Consider the following 20849-nt stretch of genomic DNA (forward strand, 5'->3'; position numbering starts at 1 on the left):
TCAACCCGGATGGCGATCACCCACGAGCTACGGAATGGGCGGTGCTTCATGCCGGATTGGTCGAGAGTAAGGTCAGGATCTCGGCACGCCCGTCATCGAGGGGCGGCGGTGGTCTGCGAACGGGCAAACGGGCGCCGTCAAAGCGGTAGGGCGGGGCGAAGACGTGGGCGCGGCCGCCAGCCTGCCTCTCGTCGCCCGGGGGGATCATTAGGCCCGCCGTCCTAGCGCGATCCGAGATCAGCGCTTCACGGAGCCCCAGCACCTCGCCGCAGGGAATGCCGACGGCCGAGAGGCGCACGAGCAGTTCGACGCGCGTCCACTTGGCCAGTTCCGCCTGAAGCACCGGGACGAAGTCGGCGCGATTCCGCGAGCGGTCAAGGTTGGTGACAAAGCGGGGATCGGTGGAGAGGTCGGGACGCTCCAACACCTGCTCGCAGAGGCGTCGATACTGACCGTTGTTCCCCACCGTCAGGATGATCGGCCCGTCTCCGGCTTGGAAGACGCCGTAGGGGACGATGGAGGGGTGCGCGTTGCCGTAGCGGACGGGATCGTAGCCCTGCGCCATCGCCTCCAGCCCGTAGTAGGACGTCAGGGCTACGCCGCAATCGAATAGGGCCAACTCGACGAGGCGCCCACGTCCGGTGCGCTCGCGCTGGAAGAGGGCGGCCAGCACGGCCTGCGCCGCGTATTGGCCGGTAAACAGATCGACCGCCGCGAGGCCTAACTTGAGGGGCGGTTGCCCGACCTCGCCGTTCAGAGCCATCAGCCCCGCTTCGCCCTGGATCACGAGGTCGTAGCCCGGCCGCGTCGCCTCGGGCCCGTCCGAGGCGTAACCTGAGACCGAGCAGTAGATCAGGCGCGGGTTCTCGGCGGAGAGCGCCGCGTAGCCGAGGCCGAGCCGGTCGGCGCCCCCGGTCTTGAAGTTCTGCACCACCACGTCGCTCTGGCGAGCGAGTTCCCGGACCCGCGCCAACCCTTCCGGATCAGTGAGGTCGATCCCGATGGACCGCTTGTTGCGGTTCACGCTGTCGAAATACGAGGTGTTGCTCGGCCCCGTCCGCAGCCCCCAATCGCGGGTGTCGTCGCCGCGCTCGGGATGCTCGACCTTGATCACGTCGGCGCCGAGATCGCCCAGCACCTGGGCGCACCAGGGGCCTGCGAGCACGCGCGAAAGGTCCAGCACGCGGATGCCGGCGAGCGGCAGGTCGTCGGGATCGAACAGCATCGGGATCCTCGTTGTCTCAGGTGCCCATCACGCCCTCGAGACCGCGCACGGCCTCGATGAGCTTGGGCCGGGCCACCTCCATCAGGAAGCGGCCGTCGGTGATGACGGTGGGGGCGCCGCAATTAATCGACATCGGCGGAAGCCCACCGCCCGGATGGAAGCCGACCGCGATGGCCGATACGGTGGTCTGCCACTCGCCGAAGGAGGTGCAGCAGCCGATCTCCCGGTGCTCCTCCACCGCCCGGTCCAGCCCGGTGCGCAGGGCAGGCCACGCGAGCGGATCGTAGGCCTTCAGTTCCTCGTAGAGCGCGGCGCGCTCCCGGTCCGAGCAGACGGCGATATAGGCCCGGCCCATGGCGGAGCGGGCCAGCGAAATGCGCGAGCCGATATCGAGGTTGAGCGAAATCGCGGCCGGGCCGCGCTGGCAATCGACGTAGCGCATGCTCAGCCGGTCGCGCACGCCGAGGCCGACCGAGGCGTTCGCGGCCTGGGCCACGGCTCGTAGCGCCGGCCGCGCGATGTGGCGGACATCGAGCCCGCCGAGCGCCATGGAGCCCAGCGCGATGGTCTGGGCGCCCAGCGCGTATTTCCCGGATTCCTCGACGAATTGCAGGTAGCCGAGCTTGGTCAGCGTATAGGTCAGCCGCGACACGGTGGAGCGCGGCAGACCGCAGGCTTCGGCGATGTCGTGGTTGGCGAGCATCCGCCGTCCGCGGCCGAAACAGGCGAGCACGGCCAAACCCCGGGCGAGCGCCGTGACGAAGTGCCGGTCCTCCTTCGGACCGCCCTCCTCGGGCTCGGCCTCGGTCGTCAGCTCGGCCATGTCGCTCATCGTCCCGCATTCCGTGCGAAGAAGGCCGCGAAGGCGGCCTGGGCCGCGGGGCCGCGGCGGAGCGCGTGGAAGGTCTCGGCCTCGCTCGCGAGCGTCCGCGCGACGATCTCCGCATGGCCCGCCCGCAACGCCCGCTTGGTGGCGGCGATCGAGACCGGAGGCAGCGCCGCCAGCGCCGTGGCCCGCGCCAGGGCCGTGTCGAGGGCTTGGCCCGTCGCCACCACCGCGTTGACGAGGCCCGCCTCCGCCGCGATCCCGGGTCCGAACACCTCGCCCAGCATCAGGAGTTCGGCGGCGCGCTTCGTGCCCGCGACCAGGGGCAGGAGATAGCTCGAGGCTCCCTCGGGGCTGAGCCCGAGATTGACGAAGGGCAGGCGGAAGCGTGCGCCCTCCCCGGCATAGGCGAGGTCGCAATGCAGGAGCAGCGTCGTGCCGATGCCGACCGCGTGCCCCTCCACCGCCGCCACCAGCGGCTTCGGGCAGGCGGCGAGCACCTTCAGGAGAGCGAGGCCGGGGCTGTCCTGCCCGGTCTCGTCGGTCTCGCGGAAATCCGCGAGGTCGTTGCCGGCGGTGAAGCAACCGCCAGCGCCCGTGAGGACGATGGCGCGCACGGTCCCCTCGTCCCCGGCCCGGAGGATCGCCTCCCGCAAGACTCCGTAGGTCGCCCGGTCGAGGGCGTTGCGGCGCGTCGGCCGGTCGATGGTGAGGAGACGGACGCCCTCGGCGGGGTCGGAGATCCGCAGGGTCCCGGTCATGCGCTCTGCGCCTCCCGCGCGAAGTAGAGATCGTGCAGGCGGTCGAGATCGACCTCGCCCGCAGGGGCGCTGAGGCGCACCTGCCCGCCGCGCAGGAGATGCACATCGTCGGCCACGGAGAGGGCGACGCGGGTGTTCTGCTCGACCAGCAGGATCGTCGTCCCGGCTTCCTTCAGGCGGGCGATGATGTCGAACACCTCGTTGACGATGACCGGGGCGAGGCCGAGGCTCGGCTCGTCAATCAGCAGGATCTTGGGCTGAGACATCAGCCCCCGACCCATTGCGACCATCTGCGCCTCGCCGCCCGAGAGCGAGCCCGCCGCCTGGTTGCGCCGCTCGCGCAAACGGGGAAACAGCGCGTAGACCCGGTCGAGCCCGGCGGACAGGTTGCCCCGGCACCGCTTCGGGTAGGCCCCGAGGCAGAGGTTCTCCTCCACGCTCATGTCGCGGAAGACGAGGCGCCCTTCCGGCACCATCACGAGGCCCTGGGACGCGAGATCCCAGGTCTTGCCCGCGAGCCGCTCGCCGCCGAGCCGGATTTCGCCCTCGTAGGGGATCAGCCCGGTCAGGGCACGCAGCAGCGTGGTCTTACCTGCCCCGTTCGGGCCGACGATGGCGGTGAGCGCCCCTTCCCGGAAGGTCAGGGAGAGGTCCCACAGGACGGTGATATGGCCATAGCCGGCCTTGAGGTTCCGGGTCTCAAGCATGGGCGGTCCCCGTGTAGCTCTCGACGACGCGGGGATCGCGGAACACCTGCGCCGGAGTGCCGTCGGCGATGATCTCACCAAAGTTCAGCACCACCGCCCGCGAGCAGAGGCCCGAGATCGTCTCGATGTCGTGCTCGACGATGACGATGGTCAGCCCGAAGCGCTGATGCAGTTCCTTCAGCTTGGCGGCGAACTGGCGCTTGGCCTGGCTCTCCAGCCCCGCCAGGACCTCATCGAGCAGGAGGAGGCGCGGCTCGGTGGCGAGCGCCTTGGCAATCTCCAGGCGCTTCAGTTCCTGCAGGGCCAGTGCGCTCTCGGCCGGGCGGTCGCCCTGCGCTTGCAACTCCATGACGGAGAGGATCTCCTCGATCCGCTCTGGATTGTGTTTGCCCGCGCCGAAGACCTGCGCGACGGCGAGGTTCTCCCGCACGGTGAGGTGCTGCATCGGCTGCGGGATCTGGAAGGTACGGCCGATCCCGAGCCGGGCCCGGCGGTAAAGCGGCAGCTTCGTGACGTCGCGGCCTTCGAAGCGGATGCGCCCGCGCACCCGGGTCAGCCCGGAGATGCCGTTGAACAGGGTGGTCTTGCCCGCCCCGTTGGGGCCGACCAGCCCCAGGATCTCCCCCGGCTTCACCGAGAAGGTGACGTCGCGGAGCGCCACCAGCCCGCCGAAGCGGACGGTGACGGCGTCGAGCTCAAGCATGGCGGGCCCTCTTCCTGACAAGACCGAGCAGCCCGTTCGGCGCGGCCAGCACCATGCCGACGAGGACGAAGCCGAGGATGATCTGGTGGCCGACCGCGATCAGCCCCTTCGCGACGATCTGGTCGAACAGGTAGATGATCACCGCGCCGCCGATCGGCCCGGCGATGGTGCGGTAGCCGCCGAAGATCGCAGCGATGATCGGCATCAGGCTCCAGATGCCGGAGAAGGCGTAATCCGGCTCGAGGAAGCCGATGATGTGGGCGTTCAGCGCGCCGAACACGCCGGTGATGAAGGCCGAGAGCATCAGCATCAGGCACTTCAGGAAGGTGCTGTTGACGCCTACCACCCGCGTCGCGTCCTCGCTGTCGGCGATGGCGCGGAGCGCCAGCCCGACATGGCTGCGCCGCACCGCGTGGTAGGCCAGCGCGCAGAGCGCCACGCAGGCCACGAGCAGAAGGTAGCTGCCGGTGCGGCTCGCGAGATCGAACCCGAATACGGTGGGCAGGCCGGGATAACGCTGGTAGCCCGCGCCGCCGCCGGTCAGCCAGGACGCTTCCGTCGCGAGGATGCGGAAGATCTGCGCGTAGGCGAGGATGGCAAGCGCGAAATAGGCGCCCGACAGGCGCAACGCCGGCAGCATGGCGAGCGAGGACACGACGGCCACGACCCCGCCGAGGGGCACGGTGAGCAGCACCGGCAGGCCGAGCTTGCCCGCGAGCAGGGCCGAGGCGTACGCGCCGACCCCGAAGAAGGCGGCGTGGCCGAAGGAGACCATGCCGCCGAGATTGCCGAGCAGCGCCCAGGCGAGGGCGACGCCCGACAGGATCAGCGCCGAGATCAGCAGGCCGAGCATGTAGTTGCTGGCGCCGAGCAGCACCGGCAAAGCCGCCAGGACGAGGAGTCCGAGGCCGATCAGGGCGCCGACGGGCACGCGTGCTTTCGCGGGAGCCGCCTTCAACGGTACGGCGGGGGCGGAATCGAGGGAGGCCATGGGGTTCTCCTCAGCCGCGCCGGGCGCGTGCGCCGAACAGCCCGTTCGGCAGCAGGAAGAGGACGAGGAGGAACAGCACCATCCCGGCGAGCTCCTGAAGCGCGGAGCTCGCCAGCGTGACGGTGAGTGCCTCGGTGACGCCGAGGAGGATCGCGGCCAGGAACACGCCGGGGATCGAGCCGACGCCCGCGAGCACCGTGACGATGAACGCCTTCACGGTCAGCGCATGGCCAACCGCCGGTTGCACCACGCTCATCGTGTAGAGCGCCACGCCCGCGAAGCTCGCGAGCGCGCCCGCGACGAGGAACGAGACCAGCTCGGTCCGCACCGGGCTGATGCCCATGAGCTTGGCCGCCGCCCGGTTCGACGAGACGGCGCGCACGGCCCGCCCGTACCAGCTCTTCTTGAGCCACCACCACAGGGCGACCATCAGCGCGAGGCTGACGCCGAAGGCGACGATCTCACCGTTCATGGCATAGACCGGTCCGACCGAGGTCGCGTCCTGCAACACCGGCGAGGAGGTGGTGCGCACGTCGCTGGCGAAGGCCAGGAGGATCGCGTTCGTCAGGATGATGCCGATCCCGAAGGTCAGGATCAGCGAGTTCAGCTCCCGGTGCTCGCGGATGCGGTCGATCATCAGGAACAGAACGGCGCAGACCGCCGTGACCACGAGGAGCGCCAGGGGAATGGCGTAGTAGGGATCGAGCCCCGCACGGGCCTCGACCACGTAGGCGCAATAGGCGGCGAGCAGGACGAGCTCGCCATGGGCGAGGTTGATGATCCGCATCGCCCCGAAGGAGAGGGCGAGGCCGAGCGCCACGAGGGCGTAGACGCTGCCGACGAGGAGCCCGGAGAACAGGGCCTGGAGGATGAGATCGGTCATTCCCGCCTCACCAGGGCAGGCCGGGGAAGACGATCTCGCCCGTCGCGGCGGCCGCCGGGGAGACCAGCACGACCTTGCCCGCACGGTGCTGGCCCATCGCCACGGAGAAGCGCGGGTTGTCGCCGGTAGCGTCGAACTGGACGGGGCCGAGCAACGTCTCGCGGTCGGTCTTGCGCATGGCATCGGGCAGGCCGCCGGACTTCAGTGTGCCGGCATCGGCCGCGCGGGCAATGGCTTCCGCGAGGATCGTGGTCTCCACGAAGCTCAGGGTCGAGAGGTACTCGATCTCCTTGTTGTAGGTCTTCTTGTAGACCTCCGCGAAGCGCTTGCCCTCTTCGTCCTTCATCTCGACCGGGAAGGGCAGGAAGGACGTGCCGACCACGTTGTTCATCAGGTCGGGAAACTCGGCATACATCTTCGGGGTAGCGAGCGACCACGCGCCGACGACCAGCTTGACCGGCGGCTTCAGCACCTTGGCGGCGCGGATGATGCCGACATAGTCGTTTTCGTAGGCCGACATCATCAGGATGTCCGAGCGGTCCTGCAGCTTCACCTTGTTGATGATCGGCTTGAAGTCGGTGATCGCCGGGTCGAACTCGTGGACCGTGACCTTCACGCCCTTGGCGGTCAGGTCCTTCTGCAAGCCCTTGGCGAGCAGCGCCGGGGCCTCCTTGGTCGAGGCCAGGATCGACACGGAGGTCGGCTTCAGGGTCTCGAGCAGGGTGCCGATGCCCCGCTGGTAGCCCGCGTTGTTGTTGATGCGGAAGAAGGTCTTCAGGCCCCGCGCCGTCAGCTCGTCGCTGACCGCGCCCGCCGTGATGTAGGTGGTGTTGAGCCGGTTCGAGGCGTCCGAGGCCGGGCCGATGATGTTCGAGCCGTAGCCGCCGACCAGGGCCACCGCGCCGTCCGAGACGAGCTTCTCGACCGCCGACACCGCCTTGGCAGGCGTGCTCTCGTCATCGATCACCTGGAGGCGGATCTTGTGCTTCTCGGAGCGGGCGTTGAACATCTGGATCGCCACCCGCATGCCTTCGTCGAAGGCCTGACCCGAGCGGGCCAGCGAGCCGGTCAGCGGCATGTGAGCCCCGACGAGGATCTCGTCGGCACGGGCCCCCGCCCCCAACATGGTGGCGATGGCGATCGACGCGGCCGCGGCGGCTCTGCGAAGCATGCGGGTTCCTCCCTGGGCGCGGCCCGTCATGACGGTAGCGCGCGTGTTTCATCCCGTGCGTGGGTTCTGACGACCCTCGTCCACAGCGAGACCGCATGGCGGCCTCGGCGGATGCGCCTTCGCACGCCCGCTCCGAATTTGTCAATCGAAAGCGGTTCAATGTTCTGCATGACGGAACAAGTCTGTTTCAAACGCCACGATTTTCGCCGCCAGACTTGACAAACGTCGCGCCCCGACCCGACATGCGGCCACAAATGCAAACCGATATTCTGCAATGCAGAACGATGGGAGGGACCGTGGTTCGTCAGGAGACCCTGGGCGGCGTCGCCGTGCTCACGCTGTCGAACCCGCCAGTGAACGCGCTGGGCCATGGCCTGCGCGCGGCCATCGATAGCGCGCTGGAGGCGGCGCTGGCGAATGCCTCAGTGCGCGCCGTGGTGCTGGCGGCGGAGGGCAAGGTGTTCGTCGGTGGAGCCGACATCTCCGAATTCGGCACGCCCCCACGCGCGCCGCTGCTGCCGGACGTGCTCGACCGCCTCGACGGTGCGGGCAAGCCGGTCGTCGCCGCAATCCATGGGGCGGCCCTCGGCGGCGGCCTCGAACTCGCCCTCGCCTGTCACGCGCGGGTGGTCGGACCAAAGGCCAAGCTCGGCCTGCCGGAAGTGAAGCTCGGGCTGATCCCCGGCGCGGGTGGCACGCAGCGCCTGCCGCGCCTCGTCGGCCCCGAGTCCGCTTTCGCCATGATGCTGAGCGGTGAGCCTGTCGATGCCAAGAAGGCCGTCGCGATGGGCCTCGCGGATGCCCTCGAGACAGGCGACCTCGTGGAGGCGGCGCGCACGCATGCGCTCAAGCTTGCCGAAGGCGGCGCGCCGGTGCGGGTCCGCGACCGAGGCGAGCGGCTGGACCCGGCGACACGCGCAGGCTTCGAGACCAAGGCCAATGAAGCAGTGAAGAAAGCGCCCGGCCAGCCGAACGTGGCGGCGCTGGCCGACGTGGTCCGGGCCGGATTCGACCTGCCTTTCGAGGAGGCCGTGAAGACGGAGCGCACCCGCTTCCTCGCGCTCGTGGACGATCCGCGCTCGAAGGCCCTGCGCTACGCCTTCTTCGCGGAGCGCGAGACCGCGCGGGTGCCGGGCCTGTCCAAGGAGACCCCACGGCGGGAGATCGCGTCGGCGGCCGTGATCGGCGCGGGCACGATGGGCGGCGGCATCGCCCTCTGCTTCGCCAATGCGGGCATTCCCGTCATCGTGATCGAGACCGAACAGGAGGCCCTGGACCGCGGCTTGGCGCGGATGCGCGCCACCTACGCCTCGTCCGTCAAGCGCGGCTCGCTCAGCGAGGCGGCGATGGAAGAGCGGCTGAGCCGTATCACGGGCGCGGTCGGCCTGGACAACGCGGCACAGGCCGACATCGTGGTCGAGGCGGCCTTCGAGGAGATGGGCATCAAGGAGACGATCTTCTCCGCCCTGTCGCGGATCGCCAAGCCCGGCGCGATTCTCGCCACCAACACGTCCTATCTCGACATCGACCGGATCGCCGACGCCACGGACCGGCCGGGCGACGTGCTCGGCCTGCATTTCTTCAGCCCGGCCAACGTCATGCGCCTCGTGGAGGTGGTGCGGGCGGCGCGCACGGCGCCGGATGCCCTGGCCACGGGCAACGACCTCGCCCGGCGGCTCGGCAAGCTGCCGGTGACGGTCGGCGTCTGCTTCGGCTTCGTCGGCAACCGCATGCTGGCCCGGCGCAGCGCGGCGGGCGAGCGCCTGCTGCTCGCGGGCGCCCTGCCACACGAGGTCGATGCGGCGGTGACGGAGTTCGGCTTCCGCATGGGGCCTTTCGCCATGAGCGACCTCGCCGGGCTGGATATCGGCTGGCGCACCCGGAAGGCCACCGGCGGCAAGGCCCCGGTCGCCGATGCGCTCTGCGAGGCGGGTCGCCTCGGCCAGAAGACGGGTAAGGGCTTCTACCTCTACCCCGAGGGTGCCCGGACGGGCTCGCGCGACCCCGAGGTCGAGGCGCTGATCGAGCGAACCTCTGCCGAGCACGGCACCACTCGCCGCAGCTTCTCGCCGGATGAGATCGTCGCCCGGCTGATGCTGCCGATGGCCAACGAGGGCGCGCGCATCCTCGAGGAGGGCATCGCGGCCCGCCCCGGCGACATCGATACGATCTGGCTCAACGGCTACAACTGGCCCGCGTGGCGCGGTGGGCCGATGCATTGGGCCGACAGCCTCGGCCTCGCTGCGGTGGCGGCCGATCTCGACCGCTTCGCTGAAGAGAGCGGCGACGAGACCTTGCGCCCCGCGCCGCTGCTCGCCCGGCTTGCCCAGGAGGGCAAGCGCTTTTCCGATTGGGGTGGCCGGTGAATCCCGCTTCCGCCCGCACCGCAACTTCGCTCACGAGATCCCGATGACTGACGCCGTGATCGTCGCCACCGCTCGCACGCCCATCGGCAAGGCGCATCGCGGGGCGCTGAACCTGACCGGTGGGGCCGACCTCGCCGCCCACGCCATCCGCCACGCCCTCGGCAAGGCGGGTGTCGAGCCCGAGGCCGTCGAAGAGGTCGTGATGGGCTGCGGCTACCCGGAAGCGGCGACCGGCGGCAACGTCGCCCGGCATGCGAGCCTCGTCGCGGGCATCCCGGTCCAGTCGGCGGGGGCCACGGTCTCGCGCTTCTGCGCCTCGGGCCTCCAGGCCATCGCGGATGCCGCCAAGCGCATCCGCCTCGATGGCGTGCCGGTGGCGGTGGCGGGCGGCGTCGAATCGATCAGCCTCGTCCAGCCGCAGGTGCGGCGCGAACTCACCCGCAACGCGTGGCTCGAGCGGAACCTGCCCGAGATCTACATGCCGATGATCGAGACCGCCGACATCGTGGCGGAGCGGTACGGCATCTCGCGCGAGGCGCAGGACGAATTCGCCCTGATGAGCCAGCAGCGCACCGCCGCCGCTCAAGCCGCCGGGCTGTTCGATGACGAGATCGTGCCGATCACCGCCACCATGGCCGTGACCGACAAGGCGACCGGCGAGACGAGGCAGGTTGAGACCCGCCTTGCCAAGGACGAGGGCAACCGGCCCGAGACCACCTTGGACGGCCTCGCCAAGCTCAAGCCCGTGCGCGGCGAGGCCGCCTTCGTCACAGCGGGCAATGCCAGCCAGCTCTCCGACGGCGCGTCGGCCTCCGTGCTGATGTCCGCCGAGGAGGCCGCGCGCCGGAACCTCAAGCCGCTGGGGATCGTGCGCGGCTTCGCAGCCGCCGGGTGCGGGCCGGAGGAGATGGGCATCGGCCCGGTCTTCGCGGTGCCGCGTCTCCTCGAGCGCAACGGGCTCTCCGTGGACGATATCGGCCTTTGGGAGTTGAACGAGGCCTTCGCCTCGCAGTCGATCTACTGCCGCGACAAGCTCGGGATCGACCCGGACAAGGTCAACGTCAACGGTGGCGCGATCAGCGTCGGCCATCCGTTCGGCATGTCGGGCGCCCGGCTGGTGGGCCATGCCCTTCTGGAGGGCCGCCGCCGCCGTGTGCGCTACGCGGTCGTCACCATGTGCGTGGCCGGCGGCCAGGGCTGCGCCGGCCTGTTCGAGATCGAGGGGGAGTAAGACCCATGGATCTGCGCTTCACACAGGAAGAGGCTGATTTCCGCCAGGAGGTCCGCACCTTCTTCCGCACCGAGATTCCCGCCGAGATCCGCCGCAAGATCTCCGAGGGGCGCTCCCTCGCGCGGGAGGATTACGTCACCTCGCAGCGGATCCTGAACGCCAAGGGCTGGGCCGTGCCCCATTGGCCGAAGGAGTGGGGCGGGCAGGATTGGGATCCGATCCGCCGCTACATCTTCATGGAGGAACTGATGCAGGCGGCGGTGCCGCTGCCGCTCCAATTCAACTGCTTCATGGTGGGCCCCGTCATCGCCGCCTTCGGCAACGAAGAGCAGAAGAAGCGCTTCCTGCCGCGCATCGCCAACCTCGACGATTGGTGGTGCCAGGGCTTCTCCGAGCCCGGCGCGGGCTCCGACCTCGCCTCGCTCAAGACCAAGGCGGTGCGCGACGGCGACCATTACATCGTCGATGGCCAGAAGACCTGGACCACGCTCGGCCAGTATGCCGACTGGATTTTCTGCCTCGTGCGCACCGATCCGGCGGCGAAGAAGCAGGCCGGTATCTCCTTCCTGCTCATCGACATGAAGACCCCCGGCATCTCCGTGCGCCCGATCATCACGATCGACGGGCGGCACGAGGTCAATGAGGTGTTCTTCGACTCCGTGCGCGTGCCGGTCGAGAACCTCGTCGGCGAGGAGAACAAGGGCTGGGACTACGCCAAGTTCCTGCTCGCCAACGAGCGCACCGGCATCGCCCGCATCGGCCTCACCAAGGAGCGTGTCGCCCGGGTGAAGCGGCTGGCGAAGGAGACGCCCGCCGGCGCCGGGACGATGTGGGACGAGCCCGATTTCCGCAGCCGGGTGGCGAGCCTGGAAGTGGAGTTGAAGGCGCTGGAAATCACCCAGATGCGGGTGGTCTCGGCCCAGGGACGCCGCGACGCCTCGAAGCCCGACCCGGCCTCCTCGATCCTGAAGATCAAGGGCTCGGAACTGCAGCAGATGGCGACCGAGCTGCTGGTCGAACTCGCGGGTCCCTTGAGCTTGCCCGCGCCCGTGGCGAACGACGTCGATGCCCTCGGCTGGGAAGCCTTCGCCGCGCCGACCTACCTCAACACCCGCAAGGTCTCGATCTACGGCGGCTCGAACGAGATCCAGCGCAACGTGATCGCCAAGGCGATCCTGGGGCTCTGAAGGAGTTTTCGCGATGGATTTCGACTTCACCGACGAACAGAGCCTGCTGAAGGACAGCGTGGCCCGCTGGGCCGCGGACCGTTACGGCAGCCTCGAGCAAGTCGAGGCCGCCCGCCGCAAGCCGCTGGGCTTCGATGGGGGTGCGTGGTCGCAACTCGCTGAACTCGGCCTGCTCGGCCTGCCCTTCTCGGAGGAGGATGGCGGCTTCGGCGGCGGGCCGGTCGAGACCATGATCGCCGTCGAGGCACTCGGCCGACACCTCGCCCCCGAGCCCTATCTCGCGAGCGTCGTGCTCGGCGGCGGCGCCCTGCGGCTCGCAGGCACCGCCGCGCAGCGGGAAGCCCTAGTCCCCGGCCTCGTCGAGGGAAGCCATCGCCTCGCCTTCGCCCATGGCGAGCGTCAGGCCCGCTACGACCGCGCGGACGTGGCGACCACGGCCCGCCGGGAGGGCGACGGCTTCCGGCTCGACGGGGCCAAGGCCGTGGTGCTCAATGCCGACGCGGCGCAGACCCTCGTGGTCAGCGCGCGCACGGCGGGCGGCCAGCGGGACGAGGCGGGCATCAGCCTGTTCCTCGTGCCCGCCGACGCCCCTGGCCTCACGATCAAGCCCTACCCGACGCAGGATGGCGGCCGGGCGGCCGATCTCGTGCTGGACGATGTAATCCTTCCCGCCAATGCACTGCTCGGGGAGGCCAATGCGGGGCTCCCCGTGATCGAGCGGGTTCTGGACGAGGGCATCGCGGCCCTGTGCGCTGAGGCGGTCGGCGTGATGGAGGCGCTGCACGCGCTGACCGTCGATTATCTGAAGACCCGCAAGCAATTCGGCACCGCAATCGGTGGCTTCCAGGTGTTGCAGCATCGGGCCGTCGACATGCTGATGTCGCTGGAACAGGCCCGCTCCATGGCCCTCTACGCCACCATGATGGCGGGGTCCGACGACGCGGCCGAGCGCGCGCCTGCGGTCTCGGCCGCGAAGGTGCAGGTCAACCGCGCGGCCCGCTATATCGGACAGGAAGCCGTGCAACTGCACGGGGGCATCGGCATGACGCTCGAGTATCTCGGCGCCCACCTGTTCCGCCGCCTCGCTACGATCGAATACCTGCTCGGCGATACGCCCTATCACCTGCGTCGGGTGAGCGACGCGGGCGGCCTTCTCGGCGCAGCGTGAAACGAACGATCCAGGGAGACTTGCCCATGAACGCCCCGATGCGCCCGCCGGGCTCCGCCGCCCCCGACGCCCCGCCCTCCGCGCGTTTCGTGTGGGACGATCCCTTCCTGCTTGACGATCAGCTGACCGAGGACGAGCGCGCCATCCGCGACGCCGCCCAGGACTTCGCCCGCGAGCGCCTGCTGCCCGGCATCGTCGAGGCCTACGCGACCGAAAAGTCCGACCCCGGCCTGTTCCGCGAGATGGGTGAGCGTGGCCTCCTCGGCGTCACCCTGCCGGAGGAATATGGCTGCGCGGGCGCGTCCTACGTCGCCTACGGGCTGGTGGCGCGGGCGGTGGAGGCGGTCGATTCCGGCTACCGCTCGATGATGAGCGTGCAATCCTCCCTGGTGATGTACCCGATCCATGCTTACGGCTCGGAGGAGCAGCGCCGGAAGTACCTGCCGAAGCTCGCCTCGGGCGAATGGATCGGCTGCTTCGGCCTCACCGAGCCGGATGCGGGTTCGGACCCGGCGGGCATGAAGACCAAGGCGGTCAAGACGGCGGGCGGGTACCGCCTGTCGGGCGCCAAGATGTGGATCTCGAACGCGCCCTTCGCCGACGTGTTCGTCGTCTGGGCAAAGTCGGAGGCGCATGACAATGCGATCCGCGGCTTCGTCCTGGAGCGCAGCATGAAGGGGATCTCGACCCCGACCATCAAGGGCAAGCTGTCCCTGCGCGCCTCCACCACGGGCGAGATCGTGATGGAGGATGTGGAGGTCGGCGAGGACGCGCTGCTCCCGAACGTCTCGGGCCTTAAGGGCCCGTTCGGCTGTCTGAACCGGGCGCGCTACGGCATCTCCTGGGGCGCCATGGGCGCGGCGGAGGATTGCTGGCGCCGGGCGCGGGACTACACGCTGGAGCGCAAGCAGTTCGGCCGACCGCTGGCGCAGACGCAGCTCGTCCAGAAGAAGCTCGCGGACATGCAGACCGAGATCACGCTGGGCCTCCAGGCCTCGCTGCGGGTCGGGCGGCTGATGGACGAGGGCAAGATGGCGCCGGAGATGATCAGTCTGATCAAGCGCAACAATTGCGGCAAGGCGCTGGACATCGCCCGGGTCGCCCGGGACATGCACGGCGGCAATGGCATCATGGGCGAGTACCACGTGATGCGGCACGCCCAGAACCTCGAGACGGTGAACACCTACGAGGGCACCCACGACGTCCACGCCCTGATCCTGGGACGGGCGCAGACGGGTCTACAGGCGTTCTTCTGAGAAGCAATCGCCCACGCCCGGAGAAGAATTCGGAAGGATCGCGTTCGCCATGAAGATTCTGGTGCCCGTCAAGCGGGTGGTCGACTACAACGTGAAGATCCGGGTGAAGCCGGATGGATCCGGCGTCGAACTCGCCAATGTCAAGATGGCGATGAACCCCTTCGATGAGATCGCCGTCGAGGAGGCGATCCGGATGAAGGAGAAGGGCAAGGCCAGCGAGATCGTCGCGGTGTCGATCGGCCCGCAGCAGGCGCAGGAGACGCTGCGCACGGCGCTCGCGATGGGCGCCGACCGGGCGATCCTCATCAAGACCGACGTCGCCTGCGAGCCCCTGGTCGTCGCCAAGCTTCTGAAGGCCGTCGTCGAGAAGGAGAGCCCGCAGCTCGTCATCCTCGGCAAGCAGGCGATCGACGACGATTCGAACCAGACCGGGCAGATGCTCGGGGCGCTACTGGGCTGGCCGCAGGGCACCTTCGCCTACAGGATCGAGCCCCACGAGGGCAGCCTCGACGTGACCCGAGAGGTGGACGGCGGCCTTCAGACCCTCAGCCTGACGCTGCCGGCGATCGTGACGACGGACTTGCGCCTCAACGAGCCGCGCTACGCTTCGCTGCCCAACATCATGAAGGCCAAGAAGAAGCCCCTGGAGGAACTGGCGCCCGACACCCTCGGCGTCGACGTGACCCCGAAGCTGACCGTGTTGAAGACCGCCGAGCCGCCGGGCCGCTCCGCCGGCGTCAAGGTCGCGTCGGTGGCCGAGCTCGTCCAGAAGCTCAAGGTCGAAGCCGGCGTCATCTGATCCGCAGGCGAGGCTCGCCTCCCAGATCGAGCCTTGCGCCACCACCCTAAAGAGCGCAGACAACCATGACGACACTCCTCTTCGTTGAGCACGGCAACGGCCAGATCAAGGATGGGACGCTGAAGGCGCTCACCGCCGCCAGGACGATCGGCGCCTCGATCCATGCTCTGGTCCTGGGCGCCGGCTCCAGGCCCGTCGCGGAGGCAGCGGCCAGGCTCGACGGCATCGAAAAGGTCCTGAACGCCGAGGACGGCACCTACGATTACGACCTCGCCGAGCCGGTGGGCGCGCTGATCGCGTCGCTCGCCGAGCCGTACACGACGATCATCGCCTCCGCCTCGACCACCGGTAAAAACGTCCTGCCACGGGTGGCCGCGCTGCTGGATGTCCCGCAGGTCTCTGATATCATTAAGGTGGTCTCGTCTGACACGTTCGAGCGGCCGATCTACGCCGGGAACGCGATCCAGACCGTGCAGGCTCCCAATGGAAAGCGGGTGATCACCGTGCGCACGGCGGCCTTCGCGGCGGCGGCCGAGGGCGGCGGCGTCGCCCCGATTGAGCTCGTATCCGCCGCAACCCCGGAGGCCGGCGGCTCGACATTCAAGGGCGAGGAGATTGCCAAGTCCGACCGGCCGGAGCTGGCCTCGGCGCGGATCATCGTCTCCGGTGGCCGCTCCCTCGGCTCGTCGGACAAGTTTCACGAACTGATCGAGCCGCTGGCCGACACGCTCGGTGCCGCCGTGGGCGCCTCGCGGGCGGCGGTGGATGCGGGCTACGCCCCCAACGACTGGCAAGTAGGCCAGACGGGCAAGGTGGTCGCGCCGGATCTCTACGTGGCGGTCGGGATCTCCGGGGCCATCCAGCACCTCGCCGGCATGAAGGACTCGAAGGTCATCGTCGCAATCAACAAGGACGAGGACGCCCCCATCTTCCAGATCGCCGATTACGGCTTGGTCGGTGACCTGTTCCAGGTCGTGCCGGAGCTTCAGTCCGAGATTGCCAGGGCTAAAGAATGAGATCGGCCGGAGAATGAGGCTCACCAGCCTCCTTACTGCAACCACACCGCAGCTGTCCCTGCGAATGATAACTCTGGAGAAGCGCTAGCGTCTCGTTGGATGGCCGGGACGGATCGGCAGAAGGCTGTCCGCTTTTGCGGTGGCCCTGCTCCGAAGCGGCCTTTCGGCTTACGGCCAGCATCTGCCGCCGCCCAGTGCCCGGACGAACGTCTCAGATGGGTGGATTTCTGCCGGTCCCCTTCCGGACGACAAGGTCGGGAAGCGGACATCGTCGCCATGCCCGCTCTCGACCCCTTGCGGGCTCTCGGTGTCGATGGCCGAATGAGCCGCATGGCAAATGAACAGGATGCCGAGAGGGTGCGATGCCTGATGAAGGCGACAACGGGGAACTGGCGTCGCACGTTGCCGAGGTGCTGCGCTGGGTTTGGGATCCAATCGGCCTCGGGACGGCCGGACCAGCGGACGAGTACGATGCCTACGTTCCCGACTTCGTCATCCTGGTGCGAGACACAGCAGTGTTCGAGGACGTGCTCATCGCACACCTCGTGCGGATCGAAATCGAGGCAATGCATCTGTCGCTGCCGCCTGCCAACCGAACGCGAGCGGCCCGCGCGCTCCTCGGCCTGCGCGATGCGCACCTGCATGGGGCGGGCAATCTCGTTGGGCAGTGGTCGAGCCCGGACGGCCTGCGTTGCGTCTGGGTCTTCAAGACCCCCGGCAGCCAATACGCCTATGGGGAGGGCATCCTCCGCCACGAGGACGATGAGAATGGCTCGTGGTCGCGGTGGGATGGCGCTGGTTTTGGCTGGTCCGGTCTGTTCGACTCGGCCGCAGCCGCCGAGCGAGAGGCGCATGCCGTGATCGCGTGGCTGCGCGAGAGCGATCTCGCGGCCGCGGCGTCGCTGGCCGTACCTTGGAGTGCAGTCGTTGATTGGCGTGTACCGGCGCCGCGCGAGCGGGCCGTGCTCGACCGCCTTTTTGCCGCCGACTTCCCCGGCAGGGACGGGCTCGCCGAACAAGCTCGGACCGCCCTAGTGCGTCGGATTGACGACGAGGGCAGCCTGAGGTTCCGGGTTGAGGGCGAGCCCGTCGCGGTCGCCCGGCGGGTCCCGGTAGAAGGCCGTTACCGGGATGGCGATGAGCTGTCTGGCCCGGCGGTCAACCTCCTGCTTCACGTCGTTGGCGGGCGGCTGCACGAGCTGGCGGTCTTCAAGGACGACGGCGCGCACATCCGCGTCAGCCCATTTGAGGTATCGCCCTATCGGATCGCGGTGTCTGCAAACTGAGGTCCGGTTTCCTTCCCGAGCCGAGTTGCGGGACTACCGACAGATGGCTGCTTACGGGAGACGCAGGCGGCCGTCCGCGCGGCCGGGTCGGGTCGATAGGAGGCTGTCGAATTTTCAAGCGGACCTGCTCCGAAGCAGATGGGGTGGATGGCTCCCGCTCCGACTGACGGCGTCTCGATGCCAAGATGTGGTTGCTGTCAAAGCAGCAGCCACGCTCATGCAGGAGCCATCCCCATGGAGATCACCACCGTCGGCATCGATCTGGCCAAGAGCATCTTTCAGGTTCACGCCGTCGATGCAGTTGGGCACGTCGTCGTGCGCAAGGCCTTGAGGCGGGCGCAGGTCGTGCCGTTCTTCGCCAAGCTGCCGCGATGCCTGGTCGGCATGGAGGCGTGCGGCACAGCGCACCACTGGGCCCGGGAGCTCATGAGCCTCGGCCACGACGTGCGGCTGATGCCGCCGGCTTACGTGAAGCCGTACGTCAAGCGCGGCAAAACCGATGCGAACGATGCCGCAGCCATCTGTGAGGCGGTGACGCGCCCGAGCATGCGCTTCGTGCCCGTGAAGTCGACCGAGCAGCAGGCGGCGCTGGCGCTGCACCGGACGCGCGACCTGCTGGTCAAGCAACGCACGCAGCTGGTGAACATGATCCGCGGCCTGCTCGCTGAGTTTGGGATCGAGATGGCGCGGGGCCTGCGGCACGCGCTCGAACTGGCGGCCCGACTCTCGGCCGGCGACGCGGCCGAGGTGCCGCCGTTAGCCCAGCGCGTGGTGACCGGGTTGGCCGATCAGATCGGTGCCTTGCAGATCCAACTCACCCGACTGGAGAAGGAGTTGCTCGCCTGGCATCGGGACAGCGACCTGTCGCAGCGCCTGGCGACGATCCCGGGTGTCGGCATCGTGTCGGCAACCGCGTTGGCCGCCTCGGTGAGCGAGCCCGAACGCTTCCGCTCCGGTCGGCAGTTCGCGGCCTCGTTGGGCCTGACACCGCTGCAGAACTGCAGTGGCGGCAAAGAGCGCCTGGGCCGGATCTCGCGCATGGGCGACCGCTACCTGCGCCGGCTGCTCGTGGTCGGCATGACCTCTCTGATCCGGCGTGCGAAGACGACACCGACCTCGGTCGACCCGCGGCTGCCGGCGCTGCTGCAGCGTAAGCCGGTGCGCGTGGTGACCGTGGCGGCGGCCAATCGCACGGCGCGGGTCGCCTGGGCGATCATGACCCGCGGCGGCACCTACCGCGCACCGGCGGCCACGGCCGCCTGACAGCACGCGAAGGAGACGTTTCCAGGTTGCGAGGACGATGAGAGTTGATGGCGAACCGGTCAGACCGGGAGCCGGGACACCCCGCCGCCTGTCCAGGGCGTCATAGCCCGCGAAGCAGAGTGGGACCCAGCTCGCGGATACCATCAGGGCCAGCGGTCAACATGAACGACTGCATCGACAGGCCGGACACAAGACTGCACCCGACCAACGCGTCAGAAGCTCAATTCGCCACTTGCAATGCGGGAGCCATCCACACAGGACAGGCCGCTTGTGGCCATACTTCGTCACGCCGAATTGCCGGCGCGCGCAGGACCTGACATTCGGCTGCGCGCCCGTCCCGGTCATTCAGAAGGTCCTGCCGACGTCCCGTAAGCGGACGCTACCGGCTCGATAGGCCATTCGCGTAAGGGCAGCTTACGAAATAGCAGTACGACGAGCACCGCTCGCGAGACAGTCGGTATTCTTCCCTGCGATCGGCTGATCATCGCAACAGGTTTGTGTTCGCGCGGCTCGCTGCAACAGATGAGACTCGGGGATTTCGATTCAAATTGAATGATTCTTCTCGGCCCATTATCTGACCGATTTAGTTTCGACATACCGCACTGGGACCAATTATGTCAGTCGTGTTTGGAAGCATTGCGCCATCCGGCTTTGGCTAGCCAGTTCAGCGCCGAGAGGCTCGGCATGAATAGGTACTCGCCACCTTTCATGACGTTGAAGGTTTGCACGCCGTCGATGCGCTTGCGTGCCGGAGCCTGCGGGATCGTGAAGCGTTGCTCACCCTCGTGCAACCCCACGACCGGATCTCGCTCCTCCCCGAGGTCGATGAAGTTGCCGCGGTTGATCCACTCCTGCTGCATGAACTCGATCGTATCGTAAGCGCGCGCGCTGACGAAGATGAAGAAGATGCCCCGCTCGCCCTTGGCATCGTCCGCCGGTACCACGTCCTCGGAGTAGACAGGCCCGAAGGTGCTGGAGCGGCGGATGATGCGGTGGATATTGACGTCGGTGAGCAGTGTCAGCTCGGCGTCGCGTGGGTTGAGCCGGCGCATATGGCAGCCGAGCGGGACGAGACGCCCTCTCGGGTCGTCCGCGTAGGCGAAGTCGTTGTTGCGGCGCGGATCAGCGCCGAGTTCGGGATCGTCAGTGTCGGGCGCAAGGGTAAGGGGTGCGCCTGAGCGCCAGCGCCCGAACATTTTGGCGGCGAGGCGCTCACGCGCCTCCGTCGTCTCGCCGTTGGCCTTCAGGAAGGCGTTGAAGCAGCCGACGCGGCTCTGGTATTTGCGCAGCACCACAAAGGTGCCGTTCCGCCCCAAGACGGCTGGCACAGGCATCGCGAGTGGCACGCCGGTCTCGCTCGGGTAGCCTAGGATGAACTCGCCAGCCTTGATCGGCCGTGCCTCGCCGAGCAGCGGGGCGACGCCGCTGCCCTCGATCGCTGGCTGCGAGATTGAGTCTCGGAAGCCGAACGGGTTCTTCGCGCCCTCGGGCGCGCCGAAGCGGTGCTCTCCGAGAAGTGTCACCCCCACAGCACGGTCGAGCTCCGCGCGGGCGCTCGCGAGTGCTCTATCGAGGGCGGCATCGTCGACCGCATAGATGGTCAGCGCGAGGTGGCACCGGCCGGGCGTGAACACCGCGTCCCAGTTCTCCGGCGCGTTGAGCCCCTGATCGCGCAGCTGCGGCGCGCGTGCGGCCATGCCCTGCTGGAAGGGCAGCGGGAAGGTCTTGAGCTGGGCCTCAGGCAGACCAAGGGCCTTCAACCCTTCGTAGCTGATGGCCACGCCGATCCAGTGATCGAGTTCGTCGGTCCACGTGTCGGCCGACGCGATGTGGGGAGCAAGGCGTCCGAGCAGGTCGCGCGCACCCTCCGCGTCGTCGAAGTGGAGCATGGCGTGGATGCCGACGTACGGCTCGGGACGGCTGCGCAGGATCAGCGCCTGGATGTCGTCGAGCTCCAGCGAGACGGTGTCTCTGCGGAAGCGCGATGCGAGTCGTTCGATGATCGACATG

18 protein-coding genes are annotated in these 20849 nt (G+C 68.4%); 9 read left to right on the top strand and 9 right to left on the bottom strand.

Going from position 1 to position 20849, the window contains the following annotated elements:
* Positions 1 to 46 precede the first annotated feature (46 nt).
* Genes J3A75_RS26835 through J3A75_RS26870 form a run of 8 tightly spaced genes read right to left on the bottom strand, consistent with a single transcriptional unit; the run spans position 47 to position 7267 of the window.
* Positions 47 to 1225, bottom strand: coding sequence for a CaiB/BaiF CoA transferase family protein (locus J3A75_RS26835; RefSeq protein WP_043074378.1), 1179 nt, complete (start codon positions 1223 to 1225; stop codon positions 47 to 49).
* 16 nt (positions 1226 to 1241) lie between these two features.
* Positions 1242 to 2048 carry an IclR family transcriptional regulator gene (locus tag J3A75_RS26840; RefSeq protein ID WP_245337775.1) on the bottom strand — a complete coding sequence of 269 codons (807 nt, stop codon included), beginning with the start codon at positions 2046 to 2048 and terminating at the stop codon, positions 1242 to 1244.
* A gap of 5 nt (positions 2049 to 2053) precedes the next feature.
* A complete protein-coding gene (locus tag J3A75_RS26845) occupies positions 2054 to 2812 on the bottom strand; it encodes an enoyl-CoA hydratase-related protein (protein WP_043074380.1) in 759 nt (252 codons plus the stop codon).
* Positions 2809 to 3519: an ABC transporter ATP-binding protein gene (locus J3A75_RS26850; RefSeq protein WP_043074381.1), complete on the bottom strand. Its 711-nt coding sequence runs from the start codon at positions 3517 to 3519 to the stop codon at positions 2809 to 2811. The genes J3A75_RS26845 and J3A75_RS26850 overlap by 4 nt, the downstream gene beginning before the upstream one ends.
* On the bottom strand, positions 3512 to 4222 hold the full coding sequence (locus J3A75_RS26855) for an ABC transporter ATP-binding protein (protein WP_043074382.1): 711 nt from the start codon (positions 4220 to 4222) through the stop codon (positions 3512 to 3514). Before J3A75_RS26855 ends, J3A75_RS26850 begins: the two co-directional genes overlap by 8 nt.
* A complete protein-coding gene (locus J3A75_RS26860; protein WP_089231103.1) occupies positions 4215 to 5213 on the bottom strand; it encodes a branched-chain amino acid ABC transporter permease in 999 nt (332 codons plus the stop codon). Before J3A75_RS26860 ends, J3A75_RS26855 begins: the two co-directional genes overlap by 8 nt.
* Positions 5214 to 5223: 10 nt before the next feature.
* Positions 5224 to 6096 carry a branched-chain amino acid ABC transporter permease gene (locus tag J3A75_RS26865; RefSeq protein ID WP_043074383.1) on the bottom strand — a complete coding sequence of 291 codons (873 nt, stop codon included), beginning with the start codon at positions 6094 to 6096 and terminating at the stop codon, positions 5224 to 5226.
* A 7-nt stretch (positions 6097 to 6103) separates the two neighbouring features.
* Positions 6104 to 7267, bottom strand: a complete 1164-nt coding sequence (locus J3A75_RS26870; RefSeq protein ID WP_043074384.1) for an ABC transporter substrate-binding protein — start codon at positions 7265 to 7267, stop codon at positions 6104 to 6106.
* 284 nt (positions 7268 to 7551) lie between these two features.
* On the opposite strand from J3A75_RS26870, the gene J3A75_RS26875 reads away from it, so the two are divergent.
* From J3A75_RS26875 to J3A75_RS26915, 9 genes are all read left to right on the top strand, one after another.
* Positions 7552 to 9633: a 3-hydroxyacyl-CoA dehydrogenase NAD-binding domain-containing protein gene (locus tag J3A75_RS26875; protein ID WP_059409616.1), complete on the top strand. Its 2082-nt coding sequence runs from the start codon at positions 7552 to 7554 to the stop codon at positions 9631 to 9633.
* Between the two features lie 43 nt (positions 9634 to 9676).
* Positions 9677 to 10864: an acetyl-CoA C-acyltransferase gene (locus tag J3A75_RS26880; protein ID WP_043074425.1), complete on the top strand. Its 1188-nt coding sequence runs from the start codon at positions 9677 to 9679 to the stop codon at positions 10862 to 10864.
* Between the two features lie 5 nt (positions 10865 to 10869).
* A complete protein-coding gene (locus J3A75_RS26885; RefSeq protein ID WP_043074385.1) occupies positions 10870 to 12051 on the top strand; it encodes an acyl-CoA dehydrogenase family protein in 1182 nt (393 codons plus the stop codon).
* 13 nt (positions 12052 to 12064) lie between these two features.
* Positions 12065 to 13219 carry an acyl-CoA dehydrogenase family protein gene (locus tag J3A75_RS26890; protein ID WP_043074386.1) on the top strand — a complete coding sequence of 385 codons (1155 nt, stop codon included), beginning with the start codon at positions 12065 to 12067 and terminating at the stop codon, positions 13217 to 13219.
* 26 nt (positions 13220 to 13245) lie between these two features.
* Positions 13246 to 14475 (top strand): acyl-CoA dehydrogenase, encoded by a 1230-nt coding sequence (locus J3A75_RS26895; RefSeq protein ID WP_043074387.1) that lies wholly within the window; start codon positions 13246 to 13248, stop codon positions 14473 to 14475.
* A 49-nt stretch (positions 14476 to 14524) separates the two neighbouring features.
* Positions 14525 to 15274: an electron transfer flavoprotein subunit beta/FixA family protein gene (locus J3A75_RS26900; RefSeq protein ID WP_043074388.1), complete on the top strand. Its 750-nt coding sequence runs from the start codon at positions 14525 to 14527 to the stop codon at positions 15272 to 15274.
* A 65-nt stretch (positions 15275 to 15339) separates the two neighbouring features.
* Positions 15340 to 16290 (top strand): electron transfer flavoprotein subunit alpha/FixB family protein, encoded by a 951-nt coding sequence (locus J3A75_RS26905; protein ID WP_043074389.1) that lies wholly within the window; start codon positions 15340 to 15342, stop codon positions 16288 to 16290.
* Positions 16291 to 16652: 362 nt separating this feature from the next.
* Entirely contained in the window at positions 16653 to 17576 is a 924-nt protein-coding gene (locus J3A75_RS36675) for a hypothetical protein (protein WP_245337774.1), read from the top strand.
* Between the two features lie 234 nt (positions 17577 to 17810).
* Positions 17811 to 18839: an IS110 family transposase gene (locus tag J3A75_RS26915; protein ID WP_043074390.1), complete on the top strand. Its 1029-nt coding sequence runs from the start codon at positions 17811 to 17813 to the stop codon at positions 18837 to 18839.
* A 617-nt stretch (positions 18840 to 19456) separates the two neighbouring features.
* On the opposite strand, the gene J3A75_RS26920 is transcribed toward J3A75_RS26915, so the two are convergent.
* Positions 19457 to 20848 carry a Dyp-type peroxidase gene (locus tag J3A75_RS26920; protein ID WP_043074391.1) on the bottom strand — a complete coding sequence of 464 codons (1392 nt, stop codon included), beginning with the start codon at positions 20846 to 20848 and terminating at the stop codon, positions 19457 to 19459.
* Position 20849: the final 1 nt, after the last annotated feature.

It is taken from the genome of Methylobacterium sp. PvP105, from assembly GCF_017876975.1.
Classification (GTDB): Bacteria; Pseudomonadota; Alphaproteobacteria; order Rhizobiales; family Beijerinckiaceae; genus Methylobacterium; species Methylobacterium radiotolerans.